This is a genomic window from Photobacterium damselae subsp. damselae (assembly GCF_038086725.1).
In the GTDB taxonomy this organism is placed as follows: Bacteria; Pseudomonadota; Gammaproteobacteria; order Enterobacterales; family Vibrionaceae; genus Photobacterium; species Photobacterium damselae.
Genome location: NZ_CP146971.1, coordinates 832,862 through 858,708, shown reverse-complemented (window position 1 = coordinate 858,708; position 25,847 = coordinate 832,862). Strand labels below are relative to the sequence as shown.

Annotated in this window: 23 protein-coding genes and 2 tRNA genes; 16 read left to right on the top strand and 9 right to left on the bottom strand. The window is 38.6% G+C overall.

The window, feature by feature from the left end; translation table 11 throughout:
* Positions 1-29 precede the first annotated feature (29 nt).
* From WAX86_RS18520 to WAX86_RS18510, 3 genes are all read left to right on the top strand, one after another.
* Positions 30-1,967: an alkaline phosphatase D family protein gene (locus WAX86_RS18520; RefSeq protein ID WP_341489463.1), complete on the top strand. Its 1,938-nt coding sequence runs from the start codon at positions 30-32 to the stop codon at positions 1,965-1,967.
* Between the two features lie 157 nt (positions 1,968-2,124).
* Positions 2,125-2,430 (top strand): hypothetical protein, encoded by a 306-nt coding sequence (locus tag WAX86_RS18515; protein ID WP_044178110.1) that lies wholly within the window; start codon positions 2,125-2,127, stop codon positions 2,428-2,430.
* Between the two features lie 176 nt (positions 2,431-2,606).
* Positions 2,607-3,032, top strand: a complete 426-nt coding sequence (locus WAX86_RS18510) for a copper resistance protein NlpE (protein WP_036765853.1) — start codon at positions 2,607-2,609, stop codon at positions 3,030-3,032.
* Between the two features lie 61 nt (positions 3,033-3,093).
* On the opposite strand, the gene WAX86_RS18505 is transcribed toward WAX86_RS18510, so the two are convergent.
* Positions 3,094-4,230: a diguanylate cyclase gene (locus WAX86_RS18505; RefSeq protein WP_341489462.1), complete on the bottom strand. Its 1,137-nt coding sequence runs from the start codon at positions 4,228-4,230 to the stop codon at positions 3,094-3,096.
* A 203-nt stretch (positions 4,231-4,433) separates the two neighbouring features.
* On the opposite strand from WAX86_RS18505, the gene WAX86_RS18500 reads away from it, so the two are divergent.
* The 4 genes from WAX86_RS18500 (at position 4,434) to WAX86_RS18485 (ending at position 8,700) form a co-directional block, all read left to right on the top strand.
* Positions 4,434-5,018: a DUF3157 family protein gene (locus WAX86_RS18500; RefSeq protein ID WP_341489461.1), complete on the top strand. Its 585-nt coding sequence runs from the start codon at positions 4,434-4,436 to the stop codon at positions 5,016-5,018.
* A 116-nt stretch (positions 5,019-5,134) separates the two neighbouring features.
* Positions 5,135-5,860: a response regulator gene (locus WAX86_RS18495; RefSeq protein WP_065170589.1), complete on the top strand. Its 726-nt coding sequence runs from the start codon at positions 5,135-5,137 to the stop codon at positions 5,858-5,860.
* 129 nt (positions 5,861-5,989) lie between these two features.
* Positions 5,990-7,435 carry an ATP-binding protein gene (locus WAX86_RS18490; RefSeq protein WP_069532863.1) on the top strand — a complete coding sequence of 482 codons (1,446 nt, stop codon included), beginning with the start codon at positions 5,990-5,992 and terminating at the stop codon, positions 7,433-7,435.
* Positions 7,436-7,446: 11 nt separating this feature from the next.
* Positions 7,447-8,700, top strand: coding sequence for an ABC transporter substrate-binding protein (locus WAX86_RS18485; protein WP_341489460.1), 1,254 nt, complete (start codon positions 7,447-7,449; stop codon positions 8,698-8,700).
* Positions 8,701-8,706: 6 nt separating this feature from the next.
* Here the strand turns inward: WAX86_RS18485 and WAX86_RS18480 are convergent, their stop codons facing one another.
* From WAX86_RS18480 to WAX86_RS18470, 3 genes are all read right to left on the bottom strand, one after another.
* Positions 8,707-10,113 (bottom strand): YfcC family protein, encoded by a 1,407-nt coding sequence (locus WAX86_RS18480; protein WP_341489459.1) that lies wholly within the window; start codon positions 10,111-10,113, stop codon positions 8,707-8,709.
* A 70-nt stretch (positions 10,114-10,183) separates the two neighbouring features.
* Positions 10,184-11,293 (bottom strand): NAD/NADP octopine/nopaline dehydrogenase family protein, encoded by a 1,110-nt coding sequence (locus WAX86_RS18475; RefSeq protein WP_341489458.1) that lies wholly within the window; start codon positions 11,291-11,293, stop codon positions 10,184-10,186.
* Between the two features lie 202 nt (positions 11,294-11,495).
* Complete coding sequence (locus tag WAX86_RS18470) at positions 11,496-12,428, bottom strand: LysR family transcriptional regulator (RefSeq protein ID WP_065170585.1); 933 nt, start codon at positions 12,426-12,428, stop codon at positions 11,496-11,498.
* Positions 12,429-12,617: 189 nt separating this feature from the next.
* Here WAX86_RS18470 and WAX86_RS18465 point away from each other — a divergent pair, with 189 nt between their 5' ends.
* The 5 genes from WAX86_RS18465 (at position 12,618) to WAX86_RS18445 (ending at position 18,452) form a co-directional block, all read left to right on the top strand.
* Positions 12,618-12,992: an STAS/SEC14 domain-containing protein gene (locus WAX86_RS18465; RefSeq protein ID WP_165761806.1), complete on the top strand. Its 375-nt coding sequence runs from the start codon at positions 12,618-12,620 to the stop codon at positions 12,990-12,992.
* A gap of 163 nt (positions 12,993-13,155) precedes the next feature.
* Positions 13,156-13,878 carry an outer membrane beta-barrel protein gene (locus tag WAX86_RS18460; RefSeq protein WP_237030220.1) on the top strand — a complete coding sequence of 241 codons (723 nt, stop codon included), beginning with the start codon at positions 13,156-13,158 and terminating at the stop codon, positions 13,876-13,878.
* 150 nt (positions 13,879-14,028) lie between these two features.
* Positions 14,029-14,907, top strand: a complete 879-nt coding sequence (locus WAX86_RS18455; RefSeq protein ID WP_065170582.1) for a 6-carboxytetrahydropterin synthase — start codon at positions 14,029-14,031, stop codon at positions 14,905-14,907.
* 174 nt (positions 14,908-15,081) lie between these two features.
* A complete protein-coding gene (locus WAX86_RS18450; protein WP_239971614.1) occupies positions 15,082-15,456 on the top strand; it encodes a hypothetical protein in 375 nt (124 codons plus the stop codon).
* A 623-nt stretch (positions 15,457-16,079) separates the two neighbouring features.
* Entirely contained in the window at positions 16,080-18,452 is a 2,373-nt protein-coding gene (locus WAX86_RS18445) for a Lon protease family protein (RefSeq protein ID WP_158134636.1), read from the top strand.
* A 75-nt stretch (positions 18,453-18,527) separates the two neighbouring features.
* On the opposite strand, the gene msrA is transcribed toward WAX86_RS18445, so the two are convergent.
* From msrA to pdxY, 3 genes are all read right to left on the bottom strand, one after another.
* Positions 18,528-19,157 carry a peptide-methionine (S)-S-oxide reductase MsrA gene (msrA, locus tag WAX86_RS18440; protein ID WP_341489457.1) on the bottom strand — a complete coding sequence of 210 codons (630 nt, stop codon included), beginning with the start codon at positions 19,155-19,157 and terminating at the stop codon, positions 18,528-18,530.
* A 17-nt stretch (positions 19,158-19,174) separates the two neighbouring features.
* Entirely contained in the window at positions 19,175-21,334 is a 2,160-nt protein-coding gene (locus tag WAX86_RS18435; protein ID WP_341489456.1) for a sensor domain-containing diguanylate cyclase, read from the bottom strand.
* A 206-nt stretch (positions 21,335-21,540) separates the two neighbouring features.
* On the bottom strand, positions 21,541-22,395 hold the full coding sequence (gene pdxY / locus WAX86_RS18430; RefSeq protein ID WP_036765846.1) for a pyridoxal kinase PdxY: 855 nt from the start codon (positions 22,393-22,395) through the stop codon (positions 21,541-21,543).
* Positions 22,396-23,131: 736 nt separating this feature from the next.
* Between pdxY and WAX86_RS18425 the strand changes: the two genes are divergently transcribed.
* Both WAX86_RS18425 and WAX86_RS18420 read left to right on the top strand, forming a co-directional pair.
* Positions 23,132-23,332: a cold shock domain-containing protein gene (locus WAX86_RS18425; RefSeq protein WP_005305940.1), complete on the top strand. Its 201-nt coding sequence runs from the start codon at positions 23,132-23,134 to the stop codon at positions 23,330-23,332.
* 198 nt (positions 23,333-23,530) lie between these two features.
* Positions 23,531-23,621 (top strand) — tRNA-Ser (locus WAX86_RS18420).
* 76 nt (positions 23,622-23,697) lie between these two features.
* Here WAX86_RS18420 and WAX86_RS18415 read toward each other — a convergent pair.
* Positions 23,698-24,246: an RNA methyltransferase gene (locus tag WAX86_RS18415; RefSeq protein WP_065170577.1), complete on the bottom strand. Its 549-nt coding sequence runs from the start codon at positions 24,244-24,246 to the stop codon at positions 23,698-23,700.
* 99 nt (positions 24,247-24,345) lie between these two features.
* Positions 24,346-24,903: a hypothetical protein gene (locus WAX86_RS18410; protein WP_341489455.1), complete on the bottom strand. Its 558-nt coding sequence runs from the start codon at positions 24,901-24,903 to the stop codon at positions 24,346-24,348.
* A gap of 323 nt (positions 24,904-25,226) precedes the next feature.
* Here WAX86_RS18410 and WAX86_RS18405 point away from each other — a divergent pair, with 323 nt between their 5' ends.
* Together WAX86_RS18405 and WAX86_RS18400 are read left to right on the top strand one after the other, a co-directional pair.
* A complete protein-coding gene (locus tag WAX86_RS18405; RefSeq protein ID WP_341489454.1) occupies positions 25,227-25,577 on the top strand; it encodes a GlpM family protein in 351 nt (116 codons plus the stop codon).
* 130 nt (positions 25,578-25,707) lie between these two features.
* Positions 25,708-25,798: transfer RNA gene (locus tag WAX86_RS18400), tRNA-Ser, on the top strand.
* Positions 25,799-25,847: the final 49 nt, after the last annotated feature.

The window sequence follows — 25,847 nt, the reverse complement described above, 5'->3', positions numbered from 1 at the left end:
TCGCACGTTTTTGCTGTAAAAAAGTACCAATGAATACAGATAATTTATTAAGCTCTCGTAATAAGAACTTGTTGCCTTTAGTCGTTGCAGGCCCGATACTTCGTAAAGTGACCGCGGATTCTCTGAACTTTTGGTTAGTGACGACTGAAGCTTTAGTCGGCGAGGTACAAATATACCATTCTGATGAACCAGTGGCTTTTTATCGGACTGAAATTGATTTAAAAGATCAAATTCAAGTTGGAGAAAAAGCTTGGATTGTGTTACTTCAACTCTCAGGTACGTTTCCGCTCGACGAGCCATTAGAATATGAGATAATAACTCAACAAGGGGCCATTTCTTCATTACTTCCGCAATTATTGTATCCACAAGAACAAAGACTTTCTTTTGTTATTCATTCTCGTGCTGATTACGTGCTTCATGGTTCATGTCGAAATCCGCATTACCCTGGCCCTGATAGTCTAGTTGCCGCTGATAATAAGGTAATGAATCAGGCTATTAAGGAGCGGCCCTGTTTATTAATGATGAGTGGTGATCAGATTTACGCTGATCATGTTGCCGGCCCTATGCTGGTGGCTATCATGCAAGTTATTGAAATATTAGGTCTCCATTCAGAAGAGTTTCATCAAAGCGCTGTATCTGATACTCAAGCTCTGTATTTACGACCAGATAATCTCTATGGAAGAGAAGGGTTGTTACCCCATTATATTGATGAATATAGTTTGCTGAGTAGGTTATTTCCTAATCGTAGCTCCCCAATTTTTAGTTCTCGTGAATGTGAAAATCATTTGATTTCATTAGCTGAATTTATTGCTATGTATCTTTTGGTTTGGTCGCCAATATTATGGGAATTTATCGAATTAGACTCCTTGGAGCAGCAGAATTTTGTTATTAATGGAGAACAATTAAACGAGAAGTATCAGCAAAAGTGGCGATGTGAAAAAACAACAATAACTGATTTTGTCCAAGGCCTGCCTCAAGTTCAACGGCTGTTTTCTCATATTCCAACTTATATGATCTTTGATGATCATGATATTACTGATGACTGGAATCTTACTGTTGGGTGGGAACATGCCGCTTACTCAAATTTGTTTTCACGTCAGATTATTGGAAACGGTTTAATTGCTTATTGGTTATGTCAAGGGTGGGGGAATGCCCCTGAATACTTTGGTGATGAGTTTCAATTACCAATGCGATGCTACTTTGCAAATCCAACGCATGAAAATCAGAGTATTTTAATTGATCAACTTTACCGTTTTGAGCGATGGCATTACACGATAGAAATTAAGCCAAAAGTTGTTGTCCTAGATACTCGTACCCGCCGTTGGCGCTCTGAATCAAAGATGAACAAGCCGTCGGGACTGATGGATTGGGAAGCGCTTATGGAGTTTCAACAGGAATTATTGCATCAAGAGTCAGTCATAATTGTGTCGGCAGCACCAATGTTTGGAGTTAAGTTTATTGAAATGCTTCAGCGAATGATGACAGCTTTAGGACAACCTTTACTTATCGATGCGGAAAACTGGATGGCGCATCCTGGCTCAGCAAATAGCTTAATTAGTATCTTTACCCATACAAAAACACCAACAAACTTTGTGATTTTATCCGGTGATGTTCATTATTCATTTGCTTATGACATCAAGCTACGATTTCGCCGTAATAGCCCAAATATTTATCAAATTACCTGTAGTGGGTTTAAGAATGAATTTCCAAATGGTCTACTTCGATTTTGTGATCTAATGGATAGATTACTATATAGTCCTCATTCACCTTTGAACTTATTTACTAAACGCAAACGTCTTAAGATTGAAAAGCGTGACCCAGATGTAAATGGCCATCATAGATTAATTAATCAGTGTTCTATTGGTGAATTACATCTTGATAGTAAAGGCCAACCAAGTTCAATTTCTATCCTAACAGGAGAGGGTAAAACTATTTCGTTCCCTTCGCTCCATTCTAGGGAACTTTAGTGTAATATCACTTACTAATAATCATATTTATAAAGTCAAGATCTGTAGTGTCAGGTTTTGTTAAAATAAAAGCTTATTGATAGCAGTGATATAAGCGTTAAGTGTTAGGTAAATAGCAGTGTCCGACTTTCACTCACAATCGTTAAAAGGATCGGTTTTGGCCATCAGATTGTTATGGGGTTCATTTTTTATTTTAGTTATTGCGATCCTTGCCGTTGGAGCAACAACTTACGAAGCTGAAACTGTGATTGGAACAGTCCTCGATGTAGAAAAAGTAAACGATCTCACTTACGAGCATTATCACTTACATGTTGATTTATTACAGCAAGATGAAGTGATTGATGTTGAACTGAAAAATGGACAAGAATGCCCTGTTGGATCTCAAGTTGTGTTATACCAAAAGCAATCCAAATTGTTAGGTAATGTGAGTTATGAATATGTTTCCTGTGAGGTTTCATATTAGACTTTATAGTAAGTAATGCCATAATCATTGTGCTGTATGTGTTGCTTTGACAACGAATTGACAATAGATTTACTTAGCAAGAACAATTTTTTACTAACTTTACGGTTTACTCTATTAGAATTACGAAATACTTTACGATAATTAATTGTGGAGTGATAAGTCGAATAGGAGTTGCGATGAAAGTAAAAGTAATTGGTTTAGCTTTAGCGGTTGGATTATTCATGGTTGGATGTGATCAACAAGCATCGCAACCATCTGCTGCTGTTGACCAACATAATGCGCAAAACTCACTGGATTGGCCTGGTTCTTACACGGGGATTTTACCTTGTGCAGATTGCTCTGGTATTGAAACCATCTTAGATATTAAAGCTGATGGTAACTATACACTTGATGAAACGTATCAGGGTAAAAAGGATGGTCATTTTGTATCAAGTGGTGTGTTTACTTGGAATAAAGCGGGCAATACAATTTCACTAAAATCTGCTGATGGTAAAAGTGATAGTAACTATTTTGTTGGAGAGAACCGTCTATTTCGTTTAGATAAGGAAGGGAATCGTGTAACGGGGCCTCTTGCTGATAATTATTCTCTAAAGAAACAATAATATCGTTATATTAATAAATTGATGATGGCGTGAGGTGAAACCTTACGCCATTTTAATTTGATTATCCCGCACTCTGTAACATGGTTATTGTACTCAAATCTTGATGATACATCACTTCATTTTGATGGGTTTGATGAGCAATTTTTTTGGCTTGATACATTAATTCATCGGCTTCAATGAGTAATTTCTCAAATGGTAAATAATGCTCTGGGTAAACCGAGGTAACCCCAATACTCAGAGAGACATCATGGGATTTATGTTGGTCGAAATGTCGGCATAAACGTTCCACCAAAATTTGAGTTTTCTTTAATGCGGTATTCGGTAACCAAATACAGAACTCATCTCCCCCGTGTCGTGCTGCCGAATCCGATTTTCGAAGTGTTGCTCGCATACTATCGGCAAGCCCAATAAGTACCTGATCACCAGCTTGATGACCGAAAGTATCATTGACCTCTTTAAAACGGTTAATATCAATATATAACAGGCTTCCCCAGCCAGATGTTCGCTCAGCATAACTGATATTTTTATCTACTATTTCTTGGAAAGAGTGACGATTATAAAGTGATGTTAATGCATCTTTTAAAGCCAGATCTTCTAAACGTTGTGTACGATCAGAAACAATTTGCTCAAGATTATTGGCATAGCTCTCTAGCTGCTTATTCGCAACAATAACTTCAGATTGAAGGGTCGAAATATAAGTATCAAAAACCAGTTGATTATCAAAATACATGAGTTTCTTAAGCGAACTTAGGATTTGATTGGTTTGCGGTTCGTCTTCACTATAATCACGAATAATATCTTCAAGTAGATGTTGTAGGCGATTAATCCCCGATAAATAAAGCTTGGGCGTTACCCCAATTCTTTGATGAATTCGACCAATTTGAAGCCTTTTCGCAACATAGTCCATATCGTAGCTACCAGAAAAAAGCTCGGTAATATATTGGCTCATAGAGTAATGCAGGCGTTTTAATGTGTCTTTATCACCAATAATTAATGCTATTTCGGGAATTGAAACCTGATGTTGGTAAAACTCTTGTACCACTTGAGGTATCAGTGGCTCTAACCATTTTAGACATTGTTGAAGATTTACTTCATCTTGCTCTACAAATGAAAGTGATATCTTGCGCTGTTCAATATCATGTTCATTGATATTTAATTGTTCCGCTAGTGTTTGATGTATAAGATTTCGTGCATCCATATTATTAGCCTAAGTATTTATCTTTATTATGTTTTTTTGAGGTAGAGAATGACGATTCCCCTCAATTTCAATCCTTGAAACGATTCGGGTATATACTGATAGAACTTATATTCACAGACAATTGTTCTAAATCAAAGTTAGATCATTTCACCTAAAAAGTGATATTTTTAACCTCTGAATCGACATTAGTTAGGAAGGCTACCATGCATTTGAAGTATCGATTGATAAGTGCAGCAGTATTAGGTTTGTTATCTGCAAACGTTGCAGCACAACAAGTTGTAGAACTTAAAGATGGACGACGCGTTCAATTAAATGATGATTTTACCTGGCAATATGTTCAAAAACAGCAAACTACTATTGCTAAACCTGAAGTGCTCGCAGCCAGTGCACAATTAGCTCCTGTAACTGCAGTGCCTTTTACTAATACTGTTGTTGGAACTCAATTTAAACTCAATTCTAGTAAGCCTATTCTTCAGTTATCACAAAGTGGTATCGATGCAATTTTGCAGCCAGCCTATTATCAAGGTAATGAGTTAATTATTCCAGTAGGACTGACTAATCAAGGTACGGATTCTGTTGTCTTAGTTAAGATGAATATTACTCTTGCAGATGCTAATGGCAAGAGTTTAGCTTCTGAAAGTGTAAAGGTTTGGTCTGCTATTAAACGTATGCCTGAAACATACCTTCGAGCTAAAACACAGAAGCAAGGTTTACCTATTAAATTAAAGGTTCCTTCGTTTTCTAATTATCAGATCAAAGCAGAAATCACAGAAGTTGAACATTGGTAATCCGAACAGAATACTTTAAGCTGACAAGTTGTTAAAATAATGCTCAAATATGGGGCAACGAGATTAAGTTCCTATTTTAATAGCAATTAGTTAGTTTAATGTGAGAAGGGTTACGAATGAGTCAAGGCAAAAAGGTTCTGGTGGTAGATGATGACCAAGAAATCCGAGAGCTACTTGATGAATATTTAACAAAATCTGGTTTTCATGTTGTAACTGCCGCCGAAGGCGAAGAGATGAAGCGTAAACTTGCAGCAGGAGAACCAGATCTTATTTTGCTTGATGTGATGATGCCTGGTGATGATGGATTTACCTTATGTCAGCACATCCGTAAAACTTCTGATGTTCCAATTATTATGCTGACGGCTGTCTCGGATGAAATGGATCAAATTATTGGTTTAGAGCTAGGGGCGGATGACTACATTGCTAAGCCGTTTAGTCCTCGTCAATTAATGGCTCGCATTAAGGCTCTGTTACGCAGGGTTAAGCCAACTGAAACGCAGCAAGCACCCGCTACGCCTAAATTTATTCGTTTTGCTAACTGGCGGTTAGATACATCAACTCATACATTGTATAACCTCGAGAAGGGCCATGAGCATGAATTGACAGGAGGCGATTATGCGCTTCTTATGTTATTTCTCTCTCGACCAAATGAGATTCTCGATCGCGATACTATTTCTTACGCTACTCGTGGACGAGAAGTACAAGCATCTGAGCGAGGTGTGGATGTGGCTTTGAGCCGTTTGCGTCAACGGTTAGGTGATAAAGGGCGAACTCAGCGTTTAATTAAGACCAGCCGTGGTAATGGTTATATCTTTACCGCAGAGGTAAGCTATGAGGTTTAAGATTGAATCTCGCCGTCTAATTTGATGCTACTTGAGTTTCGAATCTTGAGCTAAGTCACAGCTTGATATCAGATTATTCTATCATCTTCAGTATAATCATCCCATCGTAATACATGATGGGATCCTTCAATGCAACTTAAATCTCTTTGGCCTAAATCACTGTTGGCAAGAACATTGTGGCTGACTTTACTGGCTGTATTTTTTGCTCAACTGATCTCAACCATGATTTGGTATAGTCAGTCTAAGCAAAGAGATTTAAAAGGATTGGAATCTACTTCGGCAAGCATGGCAACAATGTTTGCCTCTACGGTCAATTTCTTTCAATCATTACCAACAGAGTATCGTCATATAGTGCTAGATCAACTGCGTAATATGGGCGGAACACGTTTCTTTGTTTCATTTAACTCTGAAGAAATTCGTATCACACCGATTGCTAATTCCGAGTTAAAGCAAGCGGCAATCTCAACGTTTGAGACAGTTTTACACGATAAATTACCGCAACAAGATCAGATTAAGGTTGAGTTCTCTCGGCCTGAAACGTTGCATGTTTTAAAAAATGATATTTTACTGTCCGATTTACCTAAGTCTTGGGCTCATTATACGTTAAGCCTAGAGCCTCTTAGCCCTCCGATACTGGTTGTTCAGATCCAACTTGAACATAATCAATGGTTGTATATTGCAGCATTACTGCCAGCGCCTTATATGATGCTAGAAGATCAGATCATGACAAGTCATCAGGTCTTTTCATTACTATTTACGACTCTATTATTGTTAGTTTTTACGTATTTAATGATCAGTAAACAAACGAAGCCTTTGAAGCGATTAGCTAATGCTGCCAATGCACTAAGTTTGGATATTTATCAGCCTCCAATAAAAGAAGAGGGGGCCAGTGAAATTGTTACGGCCACCCGAGCGTTCAATCGAATGCAGCTTCGTTTAATGCGCTATATTGATGATCGCGAAAAGCTCTTTTCATCAATATCTCACGATTTAAAAACCCCTATTACTCGACTTCGTTTACGTGCAGAACTCATTGATGATGAAAGTAAAATAGAGAAGTTTAATCGCGATTTAGATGAGCTAGAAATGATGGTCAAAGGGGCGCTTCAATGCGTTCGAGATACGGATTTACATGAAAATCTTGTCACTGTTGATGTATTAGATATTTTGCACCATATTGCAGAAGGCCATAATTCACAACAACGAAAAGTAAGAATTTTAGAAAAACCAATTGCCCCTTTAATGGCTAAGCCTTTAGCTCTAAAACGTTGTTTTACCAACCTCATTGATAATGGCGTTAAATATGGCGAACGTGTCACTGTTTTAATTTCAGACGAATCAGATGCTTTGGTTCTTATTATTAAAGATCAAGGCAAAGGGATTCCTTTGGAACAACAAGACGCGGTATTTGAGCCTTATTATCGCTTAGCAAAAGATAAAGATGGCCACGGACTTGGAATGGGCATTGCCCGCAATATCGTTCGAGCTCATGGTGGAGATTTAACCATTCATAATGCCAACGATGGCGGTTTAGAAGTCAAAGTATTCCTTCCGCGTTTTGCAAACAATCAATAAGAGATAGTGTGATGAACAAGAAGTATTTAGTTGCGACTCTTTTATCTGGCTTAGTTAGTAGTCATGTTTCTCTTGCTGGTGATATTGAAGTTTTGCACTGGTGGACATCTGGTGGTGAGGCCAAATCTGCTCAAGTACTCCAACAGATGATGGAGTTACAAGGACATCACTGGCACAACTTTGCAGTCGCTGGTGGCGGTGGTGAAAGTGCTATGACAATTTTAAAAACCCGAGCTGTATCGGGTAATCCACCAACAGCAGCGCAACTTAAGGGCCACGATCTACAAGAGTGGGGTAGACTGGGCTTTTTAACATCATTAGATCGTATTGCTCAAGAACAGCAGTGGGATAAAGTACTGCCTCCCGTGATTGCTAATATCATGAAATATGACGGGCATTATGTGGCAGCACCTGTCAATGTCCATCGAGTAAACTGGCTATGGGCAAATCCTAAGGTATTTAAAGCTGCTGGTGCAACCATTCCTACATCATTAGATGATTTTTTTGTACAGGCTAAGAAGATTAAGCAAGCGGGTTTTGTCCCTCTTGCCCATGGCGGGCAGCCTTGGCAGGATGTAACGTTATTTGAAAATGTGGCTCTTGCTGTTTTAGGTAGTACGAATTATAAGCGAGCATTTGTTACGCTGGATCCTAAAGTTTTAAACGGCGCTCAAATGGTTGAAGTATTTCGCCAGTTTAAGCGTATGCGAGAGGTTATAGATCCTCGCTTTGAGGGGCAATCATGGAACAAAGCGACAGCTATGGTGATTGAAGGCAAAGCTGCGATGCAAATAATGGGAGATTGGGCAAAAGGCGAATTTGTTCAAGCAAATTTGAAACCTGGGAAAGATTATATTTGTGTACCAGCTCCTGGAACGGACCAACAATTTGCTTACAACATTGATAGCTTTGCTTTTTTTAAATTAAACGGTTCTGCCGAAGATAAGAAGGCTCAGCAAGCTCTTGCTCAAACGATAATGTCTCCTGAATTCCAATCATTGTTTAATCTTACGAAAGGTTCAATTCCCGTTCGTCTTGATATGGATATGTCTGAATTTGATCAATGCGCCCTTGAATCTATGAAGGATCTCAAAGCCACTTCGAAAACAAAACACTTTGTTCCTAGTATCTCTCAAGGATTAGCTACAACAAGTTATGTACAAAGCGCTATTTCTGATGTTGTTAGTGAGTTTTTCCATGACCCAAACGCAAAGCCCCAGCAAGCTGCAAAACAACTGGCTAGGGCGATAAGAGCGGCAGAGTGATGTGAATTAGCTTATTACCACGCCTAAGCTTAATAATATCATCACCATTAATGTCAGCATTCCTAATAATGGCCCAATAAAACGGAGCCAAGAAGAGTATGCAACACGTCCAATGGCAAGGCCTCCCATAACAACTCCTGAGGTTGGGGTAACTAGGTTAGGTAAGCCAGAAGCTGATTGAAATGCAGTAACAACAAGTTCGCGGCTCACTCCGGCAAAGTCGGCAAGAGGGGCTAATACTGGCATTGAGAGAACAGCAAGACCAGATGATGATGGAACTACGAGACAGAGTACGGCTTCAACCCAGTAAATGGCATTGATAAAAGCGATTTGAGGAAGACCCGCAAGTAAGCCTTCTGCGTAATTTAAGATAGTATGGGTAATGTTTCCATCGTCCATTACAACCACTAACCCGCGAGCAATCGCAATGATTAAAGCAACACCTAATAGGTCTCTTGCACCATCAACAAAGCTATCGGTCAATTCTGTTTCTGATAAGCGGCCAATAAAGCCAACTAAAATGCTAGAACCAATAAATAACGCAGAAAGCTCTGCCATCCACCAACCTTGAACCGAAACACCCCACATCATGACTGCAAATGTTAAACCAAAGACCATTAAGACAATCTTTCGTGTTGTATTCAGCTCTGGTGTTTCTTGCTCTTTACCGTGGAGAAAGAGGCGTTCATTTTCATCTTTTTGGCTTGCGACAATAGATTGAGAAGGATCGTCTTTCACTTTCTCAGCATAGCGCATGACGTAAATGGTACACATAATCCAGCCAAGAATCAGAATGGCCAAGCGTAGACCAATGCCATCCATAAAATTAATTTCAGCAGCATTAGAGGCAATTACCGTTGCAAAAGGGTTAATTGTCGAACCTAAACAACCGATCCCGGCTCCAACCATGATAATTGCAACACCGACAATACTGTCATAACCTGCTGCGATCATTACTGGGATAAGAAGTGCGTAAAATGGGATAGTTTCTTCTGCCATGCCGTAAACGGTTCCACCTAAGGCAAATAGGCCCATTAAGATTGGGATCATCCATTTTTCTCGGCCATTAAGTTTTGCCATGGTTCCTGCAATACCAGCATCAATTGCGCCAGTACGAGTAACAACAGCTAAATATCCCCCAATAATCAATACAAATAACGCAACATCAACGGCTCTTGCCATATATTCGCCTGGATCGTAAAAGCCTTGAATGGGAGCCATTAAGATATCAATAATACCTTGAGGATTAGAGGCTACGGTTTCATAAGATCCCACCAGTGGAACCATTTTTCCTAAGGTTTCATTATTCACCATTTGGTACTGACCTGCCGGTATTAACCAAGTCAGTGCTGCCATTAAAACAGTAAGTAACATTAAGATGGTGTAGGCAGAGGGAAACTTTAATTTTTTCATATGATGTCCTTATTTAGGCGAAGCATGACACTTCGCCTTGGGTGGTGAGCCACCTCTGTAATTCCAATGATTAAGCAACAAAATCCATGATTTGCGGGATGGATAAACCAGCTAGTCCCATTTTTTCAAGTGTGCGGCCTTGCTCAAAATAGTTGGTATCGTTATAAGCATTATCTATGTGCAGACATGATGTGATTATTGGCGTTTCAATACCTGACAGTTGGGCGAATTCGTAGCAAGGAACCAGTAAGTAAGCGGCATCTTCAGTGATATAGCGATTGCTTGCACAGTTTGGTGCACTGTTTAATTTACCGTGGGTTTCTGAAGTTCGGTTAACTTCATAAACGGTCTCACACTCCATCGCATACAGTGCATTCATCGCATCAAGTTCGCTTCGCAAATCTAGCCCTAATGCTTTTCCTACTTGCTGACGTTCTTGTTCCATGACTGCCGCAGCTTTTGCTGTTGAAATGGAACAACAGTCTTTGTAGTAATTAAATTGACCATCGAAGTTTTCGAGCAACCCCATATTTAATGTGGTGAGCAGTGGGTGGCCGCCGAAATTGATATTCTCAAGACCTGCACAAATAACATTTTTAAGTGGAGTTAATGGCAGAGGCATGACCGCTTGTAATTGTTCTATGGCGTATTGGGTTTGACTTGCTGGAAAAGCGGCAACAGGAAGAAACTCTTTCATACCTAAAATTGCCAGTTGTGCAGGTCCAATGATACGAGTTGCCCACGGGATGGAGATTGCATCAACAAAGGTGATATCAAGATCTGAGTAACCATGTTCATTTTTTATTTTATTAAGGACTAATGAACCATAGTTACCTGGCATTAACATGATAATTTGCCCATTTTTAAGATGAGGAAGCATTTCAATAAATAAGGGTTCTTGAGCAAAAGAGGGAACTGGTAGGATTAATAAATCTGAATATTCTACTGCTGTCTGTAGATCTCGAGTAACGGTATCAATTGCTTGAAAGCCCGCATAAGTGAGAGGGACTGAATTAAACTCTGCGAGAGCCTCGATTCCGCCATTTTGTTCTATATCCAGTAATGGTTGATCAAAGCCTTTCGCGCCAAATAAACAGACATCTGCACCCTGTAATGAGAAGTGATAAGCTGCGGTTAAACCTGCATTACCAGAGCCAATAATAGAAACTTTAGGTGCCATAATTTTTCCTTAAATTAAGAGGGGGATAACTTGCTCTCAACGTTACGATGGTTATGGCAACAACAGCTAATGACGAGACTGCACCCTAGTATGCAAATTTGTAATACTCTAAGAAATAAATGTTTCAAATTATTGATAATAAATGTTTTATTTATAATTTTTAAAATGTATGAAGGCTGGCTGTTTTGTGATTTTGATGAGTTCAGTACTCATTTAAATCTCGCATTGGGCCTATTTTAAGTTGGATATCCATGGCATCGGCTTGCAGCATAAATTGTTCAATAAACACTTCTGCGTGGCGGTGGATGGGTTTAAATGCAGGGTAAAGAATGTCGAATTCAAAAGGTAAATGAAAGTTAAGAGGTTTGGTTAACACGTTCGTGTGTTCACTACTCATATATGCCGTTAGTGGATCGGTAATTGCCATGCCAATCCCCTCTTGAACTAAAGCAGCGGCTGTGCTGGCAAGTGAGACTTCGATATGTTCTATGGTTCGTAAATCGTGACGCTGTAAAAGAGAGTCGATGCGTTGCTGTACGGTGTCTTTTTCATGTCGAATAACAAGTTGATCGGCAATGTCATCTAGAGATAAGTACGATTTATGGGCAAGGGGAGAATGGATAGGCACGATAGCTACGCACTGGCATTCAACACGTTGCGCTTTAACTCCAGGTAATGGCTGGGTATCAGGCAAAAAAGCAAAGCCGATATCCACGACCTGACTTTGTACCCGGCGAATGATTTCTTCTGAGCGATAGGTTTTAAATCCCACCTTTAGCTGATTGGTCTGTTTCAGAAAATGGGCAAGTATTCGTGGTAAAAACGCATTAGATAATAGAGGCATTGCCGCTAAATGAAGTGATCCAAAATGATTTGTACGAATTGAAGTTGCAACATTATCCAAATCGGACACCGCCTCGAACACTTTAGCGACTTCTAGATAAAAGGCTTCACCTTCAACACTTAATACTAAACGATTTCGACTGCGTACAAAGAGGGTAAAGCCTAGCCGATCTTCTAATGCTGAAAGTAAACGGCTAACAGCGGGTTGACTTAGATTTAATCGTTCGGCAGCTGCCGTTACCGTTTGGCATTCAACCACGGCTTTAAAGGCATTAAGTTGAGAGAGTTTCATTTTCGTCTTTTATTTGTAAATAAGAAAAAGAATAATAAAAATAATAAGTTATTACTTTGAACGGCACCTCATAACCCCACTTTCTTTTCTTTTTTTTGATAACCCAATTTTATTTTACGTATTCGGGGGATATCAATTTGGCTTCGGCAGTCTACAATCAAGTTATTAAACTATAGTGGAGATATCATAATGATTCATGGTCTAGATATTGAAATTGATTGTACTGGTAATCATGTTTTTCTTGAGCTTAAAGCTTGTGGAAAATTGACTCATAGTGACTATGAAAAGATTACACCTATGATTGATGAGGCCCTTGAAAGCATCGATTCCCCGATTGTTAATGTATATTTTGATGGTTCAGAGTTTTCGGGATGGGAATTACGTGCTGCTTGGGATGATTTAAAATTAGGGCTTAAACACGGAAAAGCATTTCACAAAATCGCACTATATGGAAATCAACAATGGCTTGAAGTTGGAGCTAAAGTGGGTAATTGGTTTATCTCTGGAGAAGTGAAATGGTTTGATGAGCCTTTGGATGCGCTAAATTGGCTAAGAAGTGAATAAATTACGATTAATTTTCTGTGTCTAAACTTTAAGGTTTGATAGCATACTCATAAATAATGAATCTATACCCAAGTCTCTATACTTAGGCAAAATTGACTTAAGACATTTTGCATCTTGAAGCTACTTGGGTATAAACCGTGATGACATAGGAATGTTATTCTCAATGAAAAAAATCATGTTAGCAACGAGTACGCTTGTTGCTATTTTATCTCAATCTGCAGTTGCAGAAACTCTTGATCAACAATCCTCTATATTACCAGTAAATACCGATTCAGCTTCTGAGTTAACTGAGTCAGTACAAGTACCGAGCTTTGATGATTCTCGTCATTACTTTGTTGGTTTAACCGGTGGCTTGAGTCAGTTTAGTATCACTAATCGAGCAAAAATATCGGGCCAGTCTTTTGATGCGCCAAGTCCCGATAGAAATGGTTTTGCTGGTATTGATTTTGGTATTTACGCTCCTAATGGTAAAGGACGAATTTACTATAGCTATCAACGTCATCAAGCAGACACTAAAGTAAACGATGTAAAAGCATTAGAAAATACAATCGATTTACATCTGCTTAGCGGTGATTATTTATTTAGACCGCATAAAGCAATCAGTCCTTTTGTAGGGGCTCACTTTGGTTATACCCAGATAGAAGGCAAGGCGACAGGCGAAGGCAGTTATCGTGAATCAGGGTATGTATTTGGTCTGCAAGCCGGTATCAGTTGGCGTATAACTCAGCAATTTACAATGGATATTGGTGCTCGCCATACCGTACTACCTAGTGAATCTGTGAAAAAATGGACAGGTAAGATCTCAGGCGATAATCATTCAGTGTCTTTTGAGACTCAGCCGGAATCGATTTCGTCAGTATATATGGCTGTTAACTACCGATTTTAATTATCCTTTCAATATAAACCACTGAAAGCCCTATCTATTTTAGGGCTTTTTTGTCGTCTGCTATTCTTTAATAAGGCATTTACTCTCTTTGTCAGGGGGGTATAATGCTCTTCCTTAAAAACGACAACCATTATCAATAAGGACTTCACTTTGAAGCTATTTGTTAGAGATCTTACTGTAATTGATGCCTCTTATCTTTCTGTTGAGCGAGGTATGGTAGGCGAGAGTTGGATTCTCGATGTGGTCATGTCTGGTGAATTAAATGAAATGAGCATGGTGCTTGATTTCAGTCGAGTAAAAAAGCAAATCAAACAATTGGTTGATCAGTTTGTCGATCATCGTTTGATTGTTCCAACACAAAATAGTGCAATTAAAGCGCAGCAAGTTGAAGACGGTTACTTTACTGTAGATTTGCTTCGTGGTGATAACAGCATTTATTTAAAAAGCCCTGAACAAGCATTTTGTTTTATTGAGGCGCAAGAGGTTACGATTGAAACAGTAACCAAACACTTGCATAACGTGTTATCTGGACATATGCCAGCCAATGTTGAAGGCTTAGAGCTTACACTTCGACATGAAAAAATTGATGGTGCATTCTACCATTACAGTCACGGCTTAAAAAAACACGATGGTAATTGTCAACGTATTGCCCATGGTCATCGTTCTCCTATCGAATTGTTGGTTAATGGCAAGCGACACTCTGTGTTAGAGCAAGAGTGGGCCGAACGTTGGCAAGACATTTATTTAGCCGCAGAAGAAGATGTGGTTGAGCTTTCTCTTCTTGATTTAAGTGAGAATGCACAAAATCTATCATCTGAGCAGTATGTTGGTTTTAGTTATCAAGCACCGCAAGGTAAATTTGATTTAGCCATTGCTAAAAATAAAACGGAAATTCTACCTACAGATACGACAGTAGAGTTGCTGGCTTATTATATTGCTCAGCAAGTAAAACCGAAATTAGAGACCAATGATTCTCTAGACGTATTTGCTTACGAAGGCGTAGGTAAAGGCGCAATGGCATCGCTTTAGTCGCTCATCGACAGTAAAATTGAATAAAAGCTGTAGTGTAAAAGTTGTATACAATAATATGACTTTTGTACTGCAGCTTTTTAGTTTCTAAGCATTGACTAAGATTAATGGTTGCGAGAAATTCTCTCTGGGTATAAATTCAAAAGATTATTCAAATAATCACAGAATTACACTATGTCAATTAAAGCTTATACCCTAGCATCCTTACTTGCTATGTCATGTTTTTCCGCTGTGTCTTATGCACAATCTGCGCAATCTGTGCCACACGGTAATTCAGATGTGACTCAGTCTTGTATGGGAAATGAAAATTTAGATGAGTCTGGATTAGAAACTTGTTTGGTCAATGCGGGTAATGCTGCTAAATCTCAAGTGTATGATTTATCAGCTCAAGGCGATAAGTTAACATCTCAAGTAGAGCAAGAGTGCGCCCATCTTAAAAAAGTAACGGCTGATGATGCAGATGGTACTAAAGCAAAGGTTAAATGGGCAACCTGCTACGCTAATGCTTGGTCTGCTGCTCGCGATCAGTTCCTTGGTGAGAAATATTAAAGATTATTATCAAACATTAAGCTGATATAAAACAAAAGGCACCGCGGGGTGCCTTTTTTAAATCATTATCTAAAACGATAACATCAGATTATTTATTGTCGCGCTTGTATAGCTCAGAGAAAGAACGCTGATATGCTACTGCAATTTTATTGATGATTTTCTTAGTCATGGCGCTAAACCTAATGTATTCCTAGTATCGTTAATGATTTAAAAAAGTTTAAGGACTTACTTATCCTCTGGAAGTGCGGGCATTATATGGATTTTATAACGATAAAAAAGTGAGAAAAAATTCAAATAAAGATTAGAAAAACTAATATTACTATTTCTAATAAATGGCGATAAAAAACACTAATTTATTTCATGAAAATATTTTATGGTTTTGCTTTTTTCAGCCCTTAAATATTCGCTAAAGTTACCTTTGGTATGAGATGAATTGAAGTTACTGCGAAAGAATAGACAAAGCGCTTTGAGATATAAAACCGTATCGTTATTAGGGTTTAATTAATCATTAACTGAATGAAATATAAAACGAAAAATTTGAAAAATAACGGAGTAAGTCACTAAATCATCATACGTTTATGTTTACACTGAAGACATGATGTCATATATGAGAGGGATCGATTATGTCAGTACAACCTCTAAGCAGTGACAAACTGTATCGAGAATCAGAGCTAAATGGATTAGCTAAAGAAATTAAATCAACCAAACAGTTAGCACCGATCGATGAGATCGTAGGGCAAGAGCGTGCTCAAAGAGCGGTTGAGTTCGCAATGTCGATCAAAGAGAAAGGCTATAATATTTATGCGATTGGACGTAATGGCCTAGGCAAACGTACTATGGTGCTGCGTTATTTAAATCGTCATGATCCTAATGGCAATGGTCATACTTTATATGATTGGTGTTATGTCTCAAATTTTGATAACTCCCGCAGTCCGAAAGTGCTAAAGCTTCCTGCTGGTAGTGGCTTACCTTTTAAAAAAGATATTGAGCAATTGATGAAGCGGCTTGTTAAATCATTACCGCTCGCTTTTGATAACGAAATGTACTATTCCCGTGCTGATAAGCTCAAGCAACAATTAGCAGAGAAACAAGGCGAAATTCTTCAAGCGATTTCAAGCCAAGCTCAAGCTAATAATATTAGTGTGACGGTAACCGCTCAAGGCGAATACCAAATGGTTGCGATGAATGGTGAGCAACCTCATACTGAAGAGAGCTTTCAAGCACTTTCTGAACAAGAGCAAAATCATTTTGAACAGGTCATTAATGCTTTAGAAGCTGAGTTGCGCGGTATGATCCGTCAATTTACTGAGTTTGAAGAAGCATTTAGTGACAAGCTGCAAAAATTAGATGAAGAAGTTGCTCAAGAAGTGGTTTCTCACGTATTAAAACCACTCAAAATCCAATATGGAAAGATTTCAGAAGCTAAACATTACTTAACCGCACTACAAAAAGATATTCTGGAAAATCTGGATATTTTCTTAGAAGACAATGAAGAGCAACTGGCTTTAGCGTATGCCTCACTCGATAAAAAAATGCCAAGACGTTATCAAATTAACGTATTGGTTGCGCAAGATGAACATGCATTTCCAATCGTGGTAGAAGAGAGCCCAACGTATCATAATCTATTTGGCTATATTGAAAATGCCACTTTCAAAGGGACTGTTTTTACCGACTATTCATTAATTCGACCAGGCAGCTTACACCGAGCAAATGGTGGGGTGTTGTTAATGGATGCGGTGAAGGTGTTGGAGCGCCCTTATGTTTGGGATGGCTTGAAGCGAGCATTGCGTGCCCGTGAGCTGAATTTAAACTCCCTTGAGCGAGAAGTCACCTTATCTGGTGTTGTTTCTTTAGAGCCAGAAGCCATTCCTCTGGATGTGAAAATTATTTTATTTGGTGATTATCAAACTTATCAGTTGCTACAGCATTATGATCCTGAATTTGGTGAGCTATTTAGAGTTACCGCCGATTTTGAAGATGATATGCCAAGAACAGAGCAGTCAGAAGAGCAGTACGCCAAGTTTATCGCCAGTATTATTCAAGACAATAATATGCTCCATTGTGATCGAAAAGCGATTGCTCGTATTATTGAATACAGTTCACGTCGGGCCGATGATCAAAATAAGTTGTCATTGCATTCGGCTGATATTGCCAACTTACTGCGAGAAACTAATTACTGTGCGAAATCTTCCAATGCCAATATGATTCGCTCTCATCATGTAGAGCAAGCTTTAGCTAATCAGATTCAACGGGTCAGTCGTTTACAAGATATGGTCAAACAAGGATTTGTAAATGGCACAACTCTCATTGATGTAACAGGTGAGCGCATTGGTCAAGTAAACGCTCTTTCTGTACTGACAACAACGGATCATCAATTTGGCTCTGCCAGTCGAATTACAGCCACAACAGCCTATGGCTCTGGTGAGATTTTTGATATTGAACGAACGGTTGATCTTGGCGGTAGCATACATTCAAAAGGGGTTATGATTCTTTCTGCCTATCTTGCTTCTGTATTTGGCAAAACCGCTCGAATTCCATTAAGTACTCATATTACCTTTGAGCAATCATATGGTGGTGTTGATGGTGACAGTGCTTCAATGGCAGAGCTGTGTGCGATTGTTTCAGCGTATTCACAACAGCCATTACGACAAGATGTTGCTATTACTGGCTCTATGAATCAGTTTGGTGAAGCGCAACCTATTGGCGGTGTTAATGAGAAAATCGAGGGCTTTTTTGATGTTTGTACCATCAAAGGCAGAACTTCTCAGCAAGGCGTTATTATTCCCCAGTCTAATGTACATAACCTGATGCTACGTAAAGACATTGTCGAAGCGGTCGAAAAAGGGGAGTTTCATATTTGGGCGATTAACCATGTAACTGAAGCCATTGAAATCTTAATGAAGATACCTGCGGGTATATGGCACGACAGCACTGGATATGATGCTAATACTCTTTATGGTATGGCTCAAATAAGATTGAATGCTTTAAAACGTTAGTAATACATAAGCGGCTATTTCGGTAGCCGCTTATATTTATTAGCTCATATTTATTTGTTTATATTTTCAATGCTATTACTGAGGAAAGCACACGCCTAATCCTCCTAATCCGCAATACCCATCTGGATTTTTAGCCAAATATTGTTGATGGTACTCTTCGGCAAAATAAAACGTTGATGTGGGTTCAATTTCTGTTGTGATGAGATGATCATCTCCCATCTTTGTGAGTGCCTGTTGATAACGATTACGGCTACTGATTGCCGCTAACTCTTGTTCTGATGAATGAGTATAAATCACCGAACGGTATTGAGTACCGATATCATTACCTTGGCGCATGCCTTGGGTTGGATTGTGTTTTTCCCAAAATAAAGATAAAAGTTGCTCTAAAGAAACAACCGAAGGGTCAAAAACAATCTTAACTACTTCAGCATGCCCGGTTTGTCCTGAACAGACCTCTTGATAAGTGGGGTTTTCAGTATAACCACCACTGTAGCCAACAGCTGTACTGTAGACACCATCGACCTGCCAAAATAGGCGTTCAGCTCCCCAAAAACATCCCATACCCAATATAATGAAATCACAATGATTGGGCACGGTATCTAATGGTGTTTGTAATACATAGTGATGGGCTGGAGGTACTATCGAATTTTTTCTGCCAGCCAAAGCATTAGAAGCATCGATTTTAATTTGTTTATCGTTGAGCATAACCACTTCCTTTGAGCTTAATCTATTTGTTCTTGTTGACGCTGCTGGTAAGTCACATACCTATTTCTATGCTTTTGTTTTGCAAAATACAAGGCTTGATCCGTTTGATGTATCAACGACTCAACGGTTAAGTCATCGAATGAATCAGGCTGCCAAGTATAAGACCCTATCGACAAGGTTAATCTTTCACTGCACTGAGAATAGTGGTGCTCAATATTTTCTTGCTCAAGATATTGCTGCAGCTGTTCAACTTTGGTCTGAATTTGCTCCTGTGATTGATTAAAGGTAAGCAGTAAGAATTCATCGCCACCATAACGAAACGCAAAGTCTTGCTGTTCTGAAAATGCTTGATGAATAAACTTTGCTACTAAGCGCAACACCTTATCACCTTGCTGATGGCCATAGTGATCGTTAAATGTTTTATAGAAATCAATATCAATCATTAAACACGTTAAAGATTTTTGCTGCTTCTGAGCCTCTTTTATCAGGTTTGGGGCAATCGTATCGAGTTCATAACGATTAAATAATTGAGTTAGTGCGTCATAGCGAGACAAGGTATTTAAGCGTTGGTTGACGGCTTCAAGCTCTTGTTGTTGCTGTTTTAAGATGTTGGTTTGTCGTAAATTCTCAAGTGAGACCGCAATATAGCCTGCAAGTTGTTTGGCTAAGTCACAATGGTGTTGTTGGTAGAGATAAGGCGTGTGATGCTCTAAAAATAACACACCAATGGTGATCTCATTTAAAGTGATAGGCGTAATGATAATCGACTGTGTTTTTTCATCATTACCTTGAAATAGTTGACGATCCATTTTTTTGGGATCGACATAAACCGCAAGGTCTTGTTCCGAGCTGGTATTTAAGTGTAGTTGCTGCTGATGGGCCACACTATAGGCACCTAAACTTGAATCATCTTCACAGCGAATGATGATAGGGGGGATAACTGCACCATCTTCAATAAAATAATCATAATTAAGTTGATGTTGTGCTTGGTCGTATAGCGCGATACCAAAAACATGAATCGGTATTATTAGATTCAGCTGTTGATAAATTTCAGGCAAATGAGCCCGTAAATTATTTGCAGTGGCAATCTGCTGACCAATTTTAGTAATCACACTCAAGTTATTATGAAGTTGCTGTAGATTATCAAATTGCCGTTTTTGCTCGCCAAGAGTCAGAATATAATCCATGTAACGAGTTTCTCGACCTGCAGATCGGGTTATCTCATCATTGGCCTCTTTTGCTTGAAGGGCGAGTATATTATTGGCTTTATCGAAATCACCTTGTTGCTGATAAATCTGCACTTGAAGATGGTACAGACGATTTTTAGCTTGATAGTGATCTTCATTAGAGATCAGCTTTTCCGCTTGTTGGCAATGATTTAACGCGGCTTTAAGTTTATTCTTTTTAAGTAGGAGTAAAGCATAAAAATACTGGTTTTCTGAACGACCAAAATACTCATAAGATTGAGAAAAAAAGTAGTCTGAAGTGATATAGCTGTGTTTTGCCTTAGAGTAATTATTTTGAATGGCACTAATACGACCTTGATATGACCAAGCGTAGCCCAGAGTTCGCTGACATAACGTTTTTTGGGCGTAATGGATCGCTTCTTGAATCCACGCTTCTGAATCTATTAAGTCACCTTGATGTGCAAGAGCCAGTGCGACATTCATTTTAGCAAGAGATATACAGTTGAGATCGTCCAACTCTAACGCTAATTTATCGGCTTTGCGGCAATATCTTTCACCTTGTTTAAAGTCATTCAATAGCAAATAAGCATCGCCAATATTGAGATTGAGCAACATCTGAAAATTACGATCTTTTAAATTGGAATTTTTATAAGCTTTTAAAAAATGCGTAAGACCATGCTGAAATTGCCCTAGCATGGTATAGATAGTTCCTAAATGGATATCACAATAAAGTGAAAGTACGGCAGAATGTTGTTGGTAACAAATGCGCTGACAATGTAAAAATGTCGGAATCGCTTTAGCCATATTATTGCTACGATACGCTTCGTAAGCCGTAATAAATTGCTCAAATTCATCGGGGAAATGAATTTTATGCTGATGAGCCATTGCTAAAACTTGCTGGTGGGTTTGTTGAACCTCTTCAAGTCCCGTGCATTGTGGCAAACGAGTTAATATGGTTAATATCTCAGATAAAATGGGGTGTTCTGCCATGCTATTTCATCGTTACTTGTTTTTATTATAAGCGATTATTTTAGCACGATTATGTGAAATTAAATGCGTAGTAAAGAAGAAGTGTGAGTGAATATTGGTTTTATTGTAAAAAATAGTTGCCGCAGGAATAAATGAAACTCAATACAGGAAGATTGGACAGTATTTATAAATCACACTGTCCAAATAATAGATCTTAATGGAATTAATTAAACTGCTTGAGCTGGAAAAATCTCAGTTGGTGCAACCAGTTCTTCTTGAGCTGCAATAGTTTGAAGTTCCCATTCGCCACGTTTATGTGTTTCTTTTAATACGCCGTAACAAGCATTGTGTGCATGTTCAAAAGCTTGCTCCGGAGTCCAACCTTTTAGTAGGCCGCCAGTAAATAGAGATGAAATAAGATCACCAACGCCAACAGGTTGTAAATCAAATGGTAGGTGTGGTCGCTGAGCAATGAAGCAGCCCTTTTCTGTTGCTAGCATCATAGTAAATTGTTCATCAGAAACACTATGAAGATGTTTAACTAGAACAACTTTAGGACCTTTAGTTAATGCCGCTTTACATGCTGCAACAGCGTCTTCTAGATTATTAATTTCCATTCCAACAAATTGACTTAATTCAAATTGGTTTGGAACAATAACATCAGCCATTGGCATAACATCATTGATCAAGTGCTCAGCAATGCCTGGTGCTACGATACAGCCTTTGTCAGGAGCACCCATAACCGGATCACACACATAAATTGCATTTGGGTTATGTTGTTTAACCTTTTTCACTGCATCTAAAATCGCAAGGCATTGATCAGCACTACCTTGGTAGCCACTTAATACAGCTTCGCACTGTTGAAGTTGATCAATTTTTTCAATACCAGAAATCAGTGTTGTAATGTCTTCTGCAGAAAATGCCTTACCTGTCCAGCCCTGCTTATATTGAGTATGGTTTGAAAATTGAACAGTATGAATTGGCCATACCTCAAAACCCATACGTTGTAGAGGGAAAACTGCTGAACTGTTACCCGCATGGCCATATACAACATGCGACTGAATAGAAATAATGCCTTTCATCTAGGTGCCTTTTTTACCTACCTAAGTAATATCCATACTTTACTCTCGTATACAAAATAAGCATAGCTCTTTGAATGAAATCCATGATTACAAAAGTTGAAAGATTAAAATAAGGACAAATAGTTTTAGTTTTCAACACTATAGTGGATATTTAACTTATTGTTTGTATTTATTAATTCCAAAAAGTCGATTTTATAAAAAGACGTAATTTAATTGAGAAAAGTACCTGTTGATATTTTTATATCCTTTCTTGATAAGGGTGTTGGTGCATATAGATGCAAATTATGACCTAGTTTTAACAAATATTATTCACTTTAAAATTAATTGGTTAGAATTTTTTTGTGAAATTAATCTCAAAAAAATGAAAAAACCTATTTACAGTTACTGAAATTCTGATTACTGTTCATAACGTCTGAACTTTAGACCTAAATACTAAATCAGAAACTTTGCATGCTGAGCTTACCTCGCCAAAGCTTGCATTCTGAATGAGTTGAAATAGATAAAGCAAGTTTCTTAGCCTGAGTTCGTACCGTTGCAAATTCGAACTTAAGAGGCCGTACTAAGAGAAGGGTGTACTCTTAGCCAGAAGAAGTAGGTCAAGAAGTTAACAGAAATGATATCGCACTATCAAAAAGATGGTGTGAGATAACTTTGTTCTCTAATTGATAACATCGCGATATTTAGAAAGCTTTTAATTGAATATAAGCAGTATCGTGGTGTCAGAAGGAAAATTACTATGACTTCACAAACAGGTATTATTCGTAGCTTTAACCCTGCAGAAAAGAAAGGCTTGATCACATGTGATTTAGGCGGTGACATCTCATTTGATGCGTCTCAGATTTCATGTACATCATACCCAACAATGGGCAGTATGGTTGAATTTACCCTGGATGAATCTAATAGCAAATTAAAAGCAGTTAAGATCCGTTATCTATAATCTGTTTTTATTTGTGATTGATATTAACGCGAGGCTTAGCCCTCGCGTTTTTAGTTTTAAATACCTAGCTATCAGTGATTAAAACTAAGCTTGGTGCAGTTATATACAATAGAGAAGATAAACTGGCTGTTATTTAGACACTTAATCTTATAGGCCTTTACAGCGAAGAATCCTATCTATATCATACACAGCACTTACGGAGAGATGGCTGAGTGGTTGAAAGCACCGGTCTTGAAAACCGGCATACGTTTGTAGCGTATCTAGGGTTCAAATCCCTATCTCTCCGCCATATTAAAGAAGGCCGCTGAGTTTTGCTCAGCGGCCTTTTTGCATTATTTTTTCAAGCTATTTTTAAAGAGTTTGGTTTAGCAAGAATGGCTAGAATCTACCGTATTACTTTCTTTTACTTTCAGACGATTTTTATTGTCTCGGCTGCGACGGATTAACTCGTTATCTTGAACAATCTGGCTTGTTTTTGCTAAACGATCATAAAGTAGAACGTTTACTGAGGCAGCAAGGTTCATACAACCAACTGTCGGTACATAAACCACATGTTGTGCGCGATCGGCAATCTCTTGATCAATAGAACCATCTTCAGGGCCAAAGATATAAATGGCCTTATTCGGATGCTGAAACAGAGGGAGAGGGGTTGCTCCTTCTGCCAATTCGACACAAACAATTTCGATGTCGTCATCAAGACCGTCTAAAAGAGAATCGACACCAGTAAGAGGAATCGTCTGGGACATCGATTTTGTATCAGTGCTGAACTTTGCTGCGCGGTCATAGCGTTGGCCGGTATATTTCACTTCATTTGCTTGATAGCAGCCAGCGGCGCGCATAACGGCCCCTACGTTCGTCGGACTTTTAGGGTTGGTGAGTCCAATAATGGTATAGCTGTTTTGTTGCTTATTCATAATTTGGTTATCGACTGGATCGTTATATTTGATATAAAAAAGCCGCCTTATATACTCAAAATCGTATAAAGCGGCTAGTTATAATAACAGGGAGAGAAATTAAACGTTAGCTTCTTGCTGCTTAACTTCATCTTCGGTTTGGTTACGTGTGCTATAGAGCTTATAGGCCATAATACCGATCACAAGCGCTTTGATGATCATCATCTGCGGATTGCCATAATAAGCAGCCATACCTACAAAACCAGATAGGAACATAAGAATTCGGTATTTCTTCAGTTCGGTCATATAGAGAGCCAATAGAATTAAGGCAAGATCACCGAACTGTAACGCTTCTGAAATCGTAGGATTGTTAATAAAACTACTGATAGCCACATAAGCAACGTAAAGGATACCGCCAGCCATTAAAGCTGCAACCGTGTTAATGATGGCTTTACTGGTGTTAGTAAAATCTTTTACATATCGATATGCGTTAATTGCGCCAACAGACAGGTTTAGAATAACCTTTGGCCACCATCCCATTAAAATAGACCAAGCTGTATCGTTTGTTGCAGAAGCAAAAGCGGCATAACGGGTAAATTTCATTGAGTTGAAGATGGTGAGTGATATGTAGAATGCGACAGATGTCCATCCTAATACTTCGCGAATTATATCAAGCAAAATATTATCTCTTTTCTAAACGTAATTATCATTCGCAATGGCGAAATTATCTGCTATTTCTATCATAGTGGATGGTTTATGCATCTACATCTGAGAAGATAGTTGCGAGATAATACCACGCCAGAGACAATAAAGCACAGAAAAGCGATATATCAATAACTAATTGAACTTAAAAATATTTTTATCTTATTAAGCAGATTAACTTGTTATATCTCTTCACGATTACAATTTATTATCTATTTGATTACACCATAAACACAGATACTGTGATTTGTCTTAAATAAGACTGCTTGAGCATATTAAAATCGGATAGGGAAGATTAAATGATTGCGTTATTTGCTAAATGCTCATTAGGGGCGTTTGCGGTTCTATTAATTGCATTGTTATCTAAGACGAAAAGCTTTTATATTGCAGGTCTTGTGCCTTTGTTTCCAACTTTTGCTTTAATTGCACACTTTATTGTTGGTTCTGAACGCGGGGTTGAAGAGTTAAGAATAACAGCTTTATTTGGCTTGTATTCGCTGATTCCGTATGCGGGATACCTATTAGTAGTGTATATACTCAGCGCCCGCTATGGATTATGGATGACTTTATCATTAGCAACTGCAATATGGGTATTATTTGCTGCGGGGTTATTGGTCAGTTGGTCTAAGCTTGTCCCTACTATTGGTTAGATAGTAAACAGTAATATCAACCTTGCAGGGGGTTTTTAATACAAAATAAACCAAATAGGTTGATGTTAAGTCAAACGGTTTGTAGAAGCTTTACAATATCGATGAACCACTCTAGTATCCGTTCCCGTAAGGAGAGATGGCTGAGTGGTTGAAAGCACCGGTCTTGAAAACCGGCATACGTTTGTAGCGTATCTAGGGTTCAAATCCCTATCTCTCCGCCATATTAAAGAAGGCCGCTGAGTTTTGCTCAGCGGCCTTTTTGCGTTTTGT

What these genes read in the sequence shown, in the direction of transcription:
- WAX86_RS18445 (WP_158134636.1), top strand. Translation starts at nt 16,080, where the DNA reads ATGTCAGTACAACCTCTAAGCAGTGACAAACTGTATCGAGAATCAGAG.
- WAX86_RS18490 (WP_069532863.1), top strand. Translation starts at nt 5,990, where the DNA reads ATGCAACTTAAATCTCTTTGGCCTAAATCACTGTTGGCAAGAACATTG.
- WAX86_RS18495 (WP_065170589.1), top strand. Translation starts at nt 5,135, where the DNA reads ATGAGTCAAGGCAAAAAGGTTCTGGTGGTAGATGATGACCAAGAAATC.
- WAX86_RS18450 (WP_239971614.1), top strand. Translation starts at nt 15,082, where the DNA reads ATGTCAATTAAAGCTTATACCCTAGCATCCTTACTTGCTATGTCATGT.
- WAX86_RS18465 (WP_165761806.1), top strand. Translation starts at nt 12,618, where the DNA reads ATGATTCATGGTCTAGATATTGAAATTGATTGTACTGGTAATCATGTT.
- WAX86_RS18480 (WP_341489459.1), bottom strand. Translation starts at nt 10,113, where the DNA reads ATGAAAAAATTAAAGTTTCCCTCTGCCTACACCATCTTAATGTTACTT.
- WAX86_RS18405 (WP_341489454.1), top strand. Translation starts at nt 25,227, where the DNA reads ATGATTGCGTTATTTGCTAAATGCTCATTAGGGGCGTTTGCGGTTCTA.
- WAX86_RS18415 (WP_065170577.1), bottom strand. Translation starts at nt 24,246, where the DNA reads ATGAATAAGCAACAAAACAGCTATACCATTATTGGACTCACCAACCCT.
- WAX86_RS18510 (WP_036765853.1), top strand. Translation starts at nt 2,607, where the DNA reads ATGAAAGTAAAAGTAATTGGTTTAGCTTTAGCGGTTGGATTATTCATG.
- msrA (WP_341489457.1), bottom strand. Translation starts at nt 19,157, where the DNA reads ATGCTCAACGATAAACAAATTAAAATCGATGCTTCTAATGCTTTGGCT.
- WAX86_RS18470 (WP_065170585.1), bottom strand. Translation starts at nt 12,428, where the DNA reads ATGAAACTCTCTCAACTTAATGCCTTTAAAGCCGTGGTTGAATGCCAA.
- WAX86_RS18500 (WP_341489461.1), top strand. Translation starts at nt 4,434, where the DNA reads ATGCATTTGAAGTATCGATTGATAAGTGCAGCAGTATTAGGTTTGTTA.
- WAX86_RS18475 (WP_341489458.1), bottom strand. Translation starts at nt 11,293, where the DNA reads ATGGCACCTAAAGTTTCTATTATTGGCTCTGGTAATGCAGGTTTAACC.
- WAX86_RS18435 (WP_341489456.1), bottom strand. Translation starts at nt 21,334, where the DNA reads ATGGCAGAACACCCCATTTTATCTGAGATATTAACCATATTAACTCGT.
- WAX86_RS18520 (WP_341489463.1), top strand. Translation starts at nt 30, where the DNA reads ATGAATACAGATAATTTATTAAGCTCTCGTAATAAGAACTTGTTGCCT.
- pdxY (WP_036765846.1), bottom strand. Translation starts at nt 22,395, where the DNA reads ATGAAAGGCATTATTTCTATTCAGTCGCATGTTGTATATGGCCATGCG.
- WAX86_RS18505 (WP_341489462.1), bottom strand. Translation starts at nt 4,230, where the DNA reads ATGGATGCACGAAATCTTATACATCAAACACTAGCGGAACAATTAAAT.
- WAX86_RS18485 (WP_341489460.1), top strand. Translation starts at nt 7,447, where the DNA reads ATGAACAAGAAGTATTTAGTTGCGACTCTTTTATCTGGCTTAGTTAGT.
- WAX86_RS18460 (WP_237030220.1), top strand. Translation starts at nt 13,156, where the DNA reads ATGAAAAAAATCATGTTAGCAACGAGTACGCTTGTTGCTATTTTATCT.
- WAX86_RS18425 (WP_005305940.1), top strand. Translation starts at nt 23,132, where the DNA reads ATGACTTCACAAACAGGTATTATTCGTAGCTTTAACCCTGCAGAAAAG.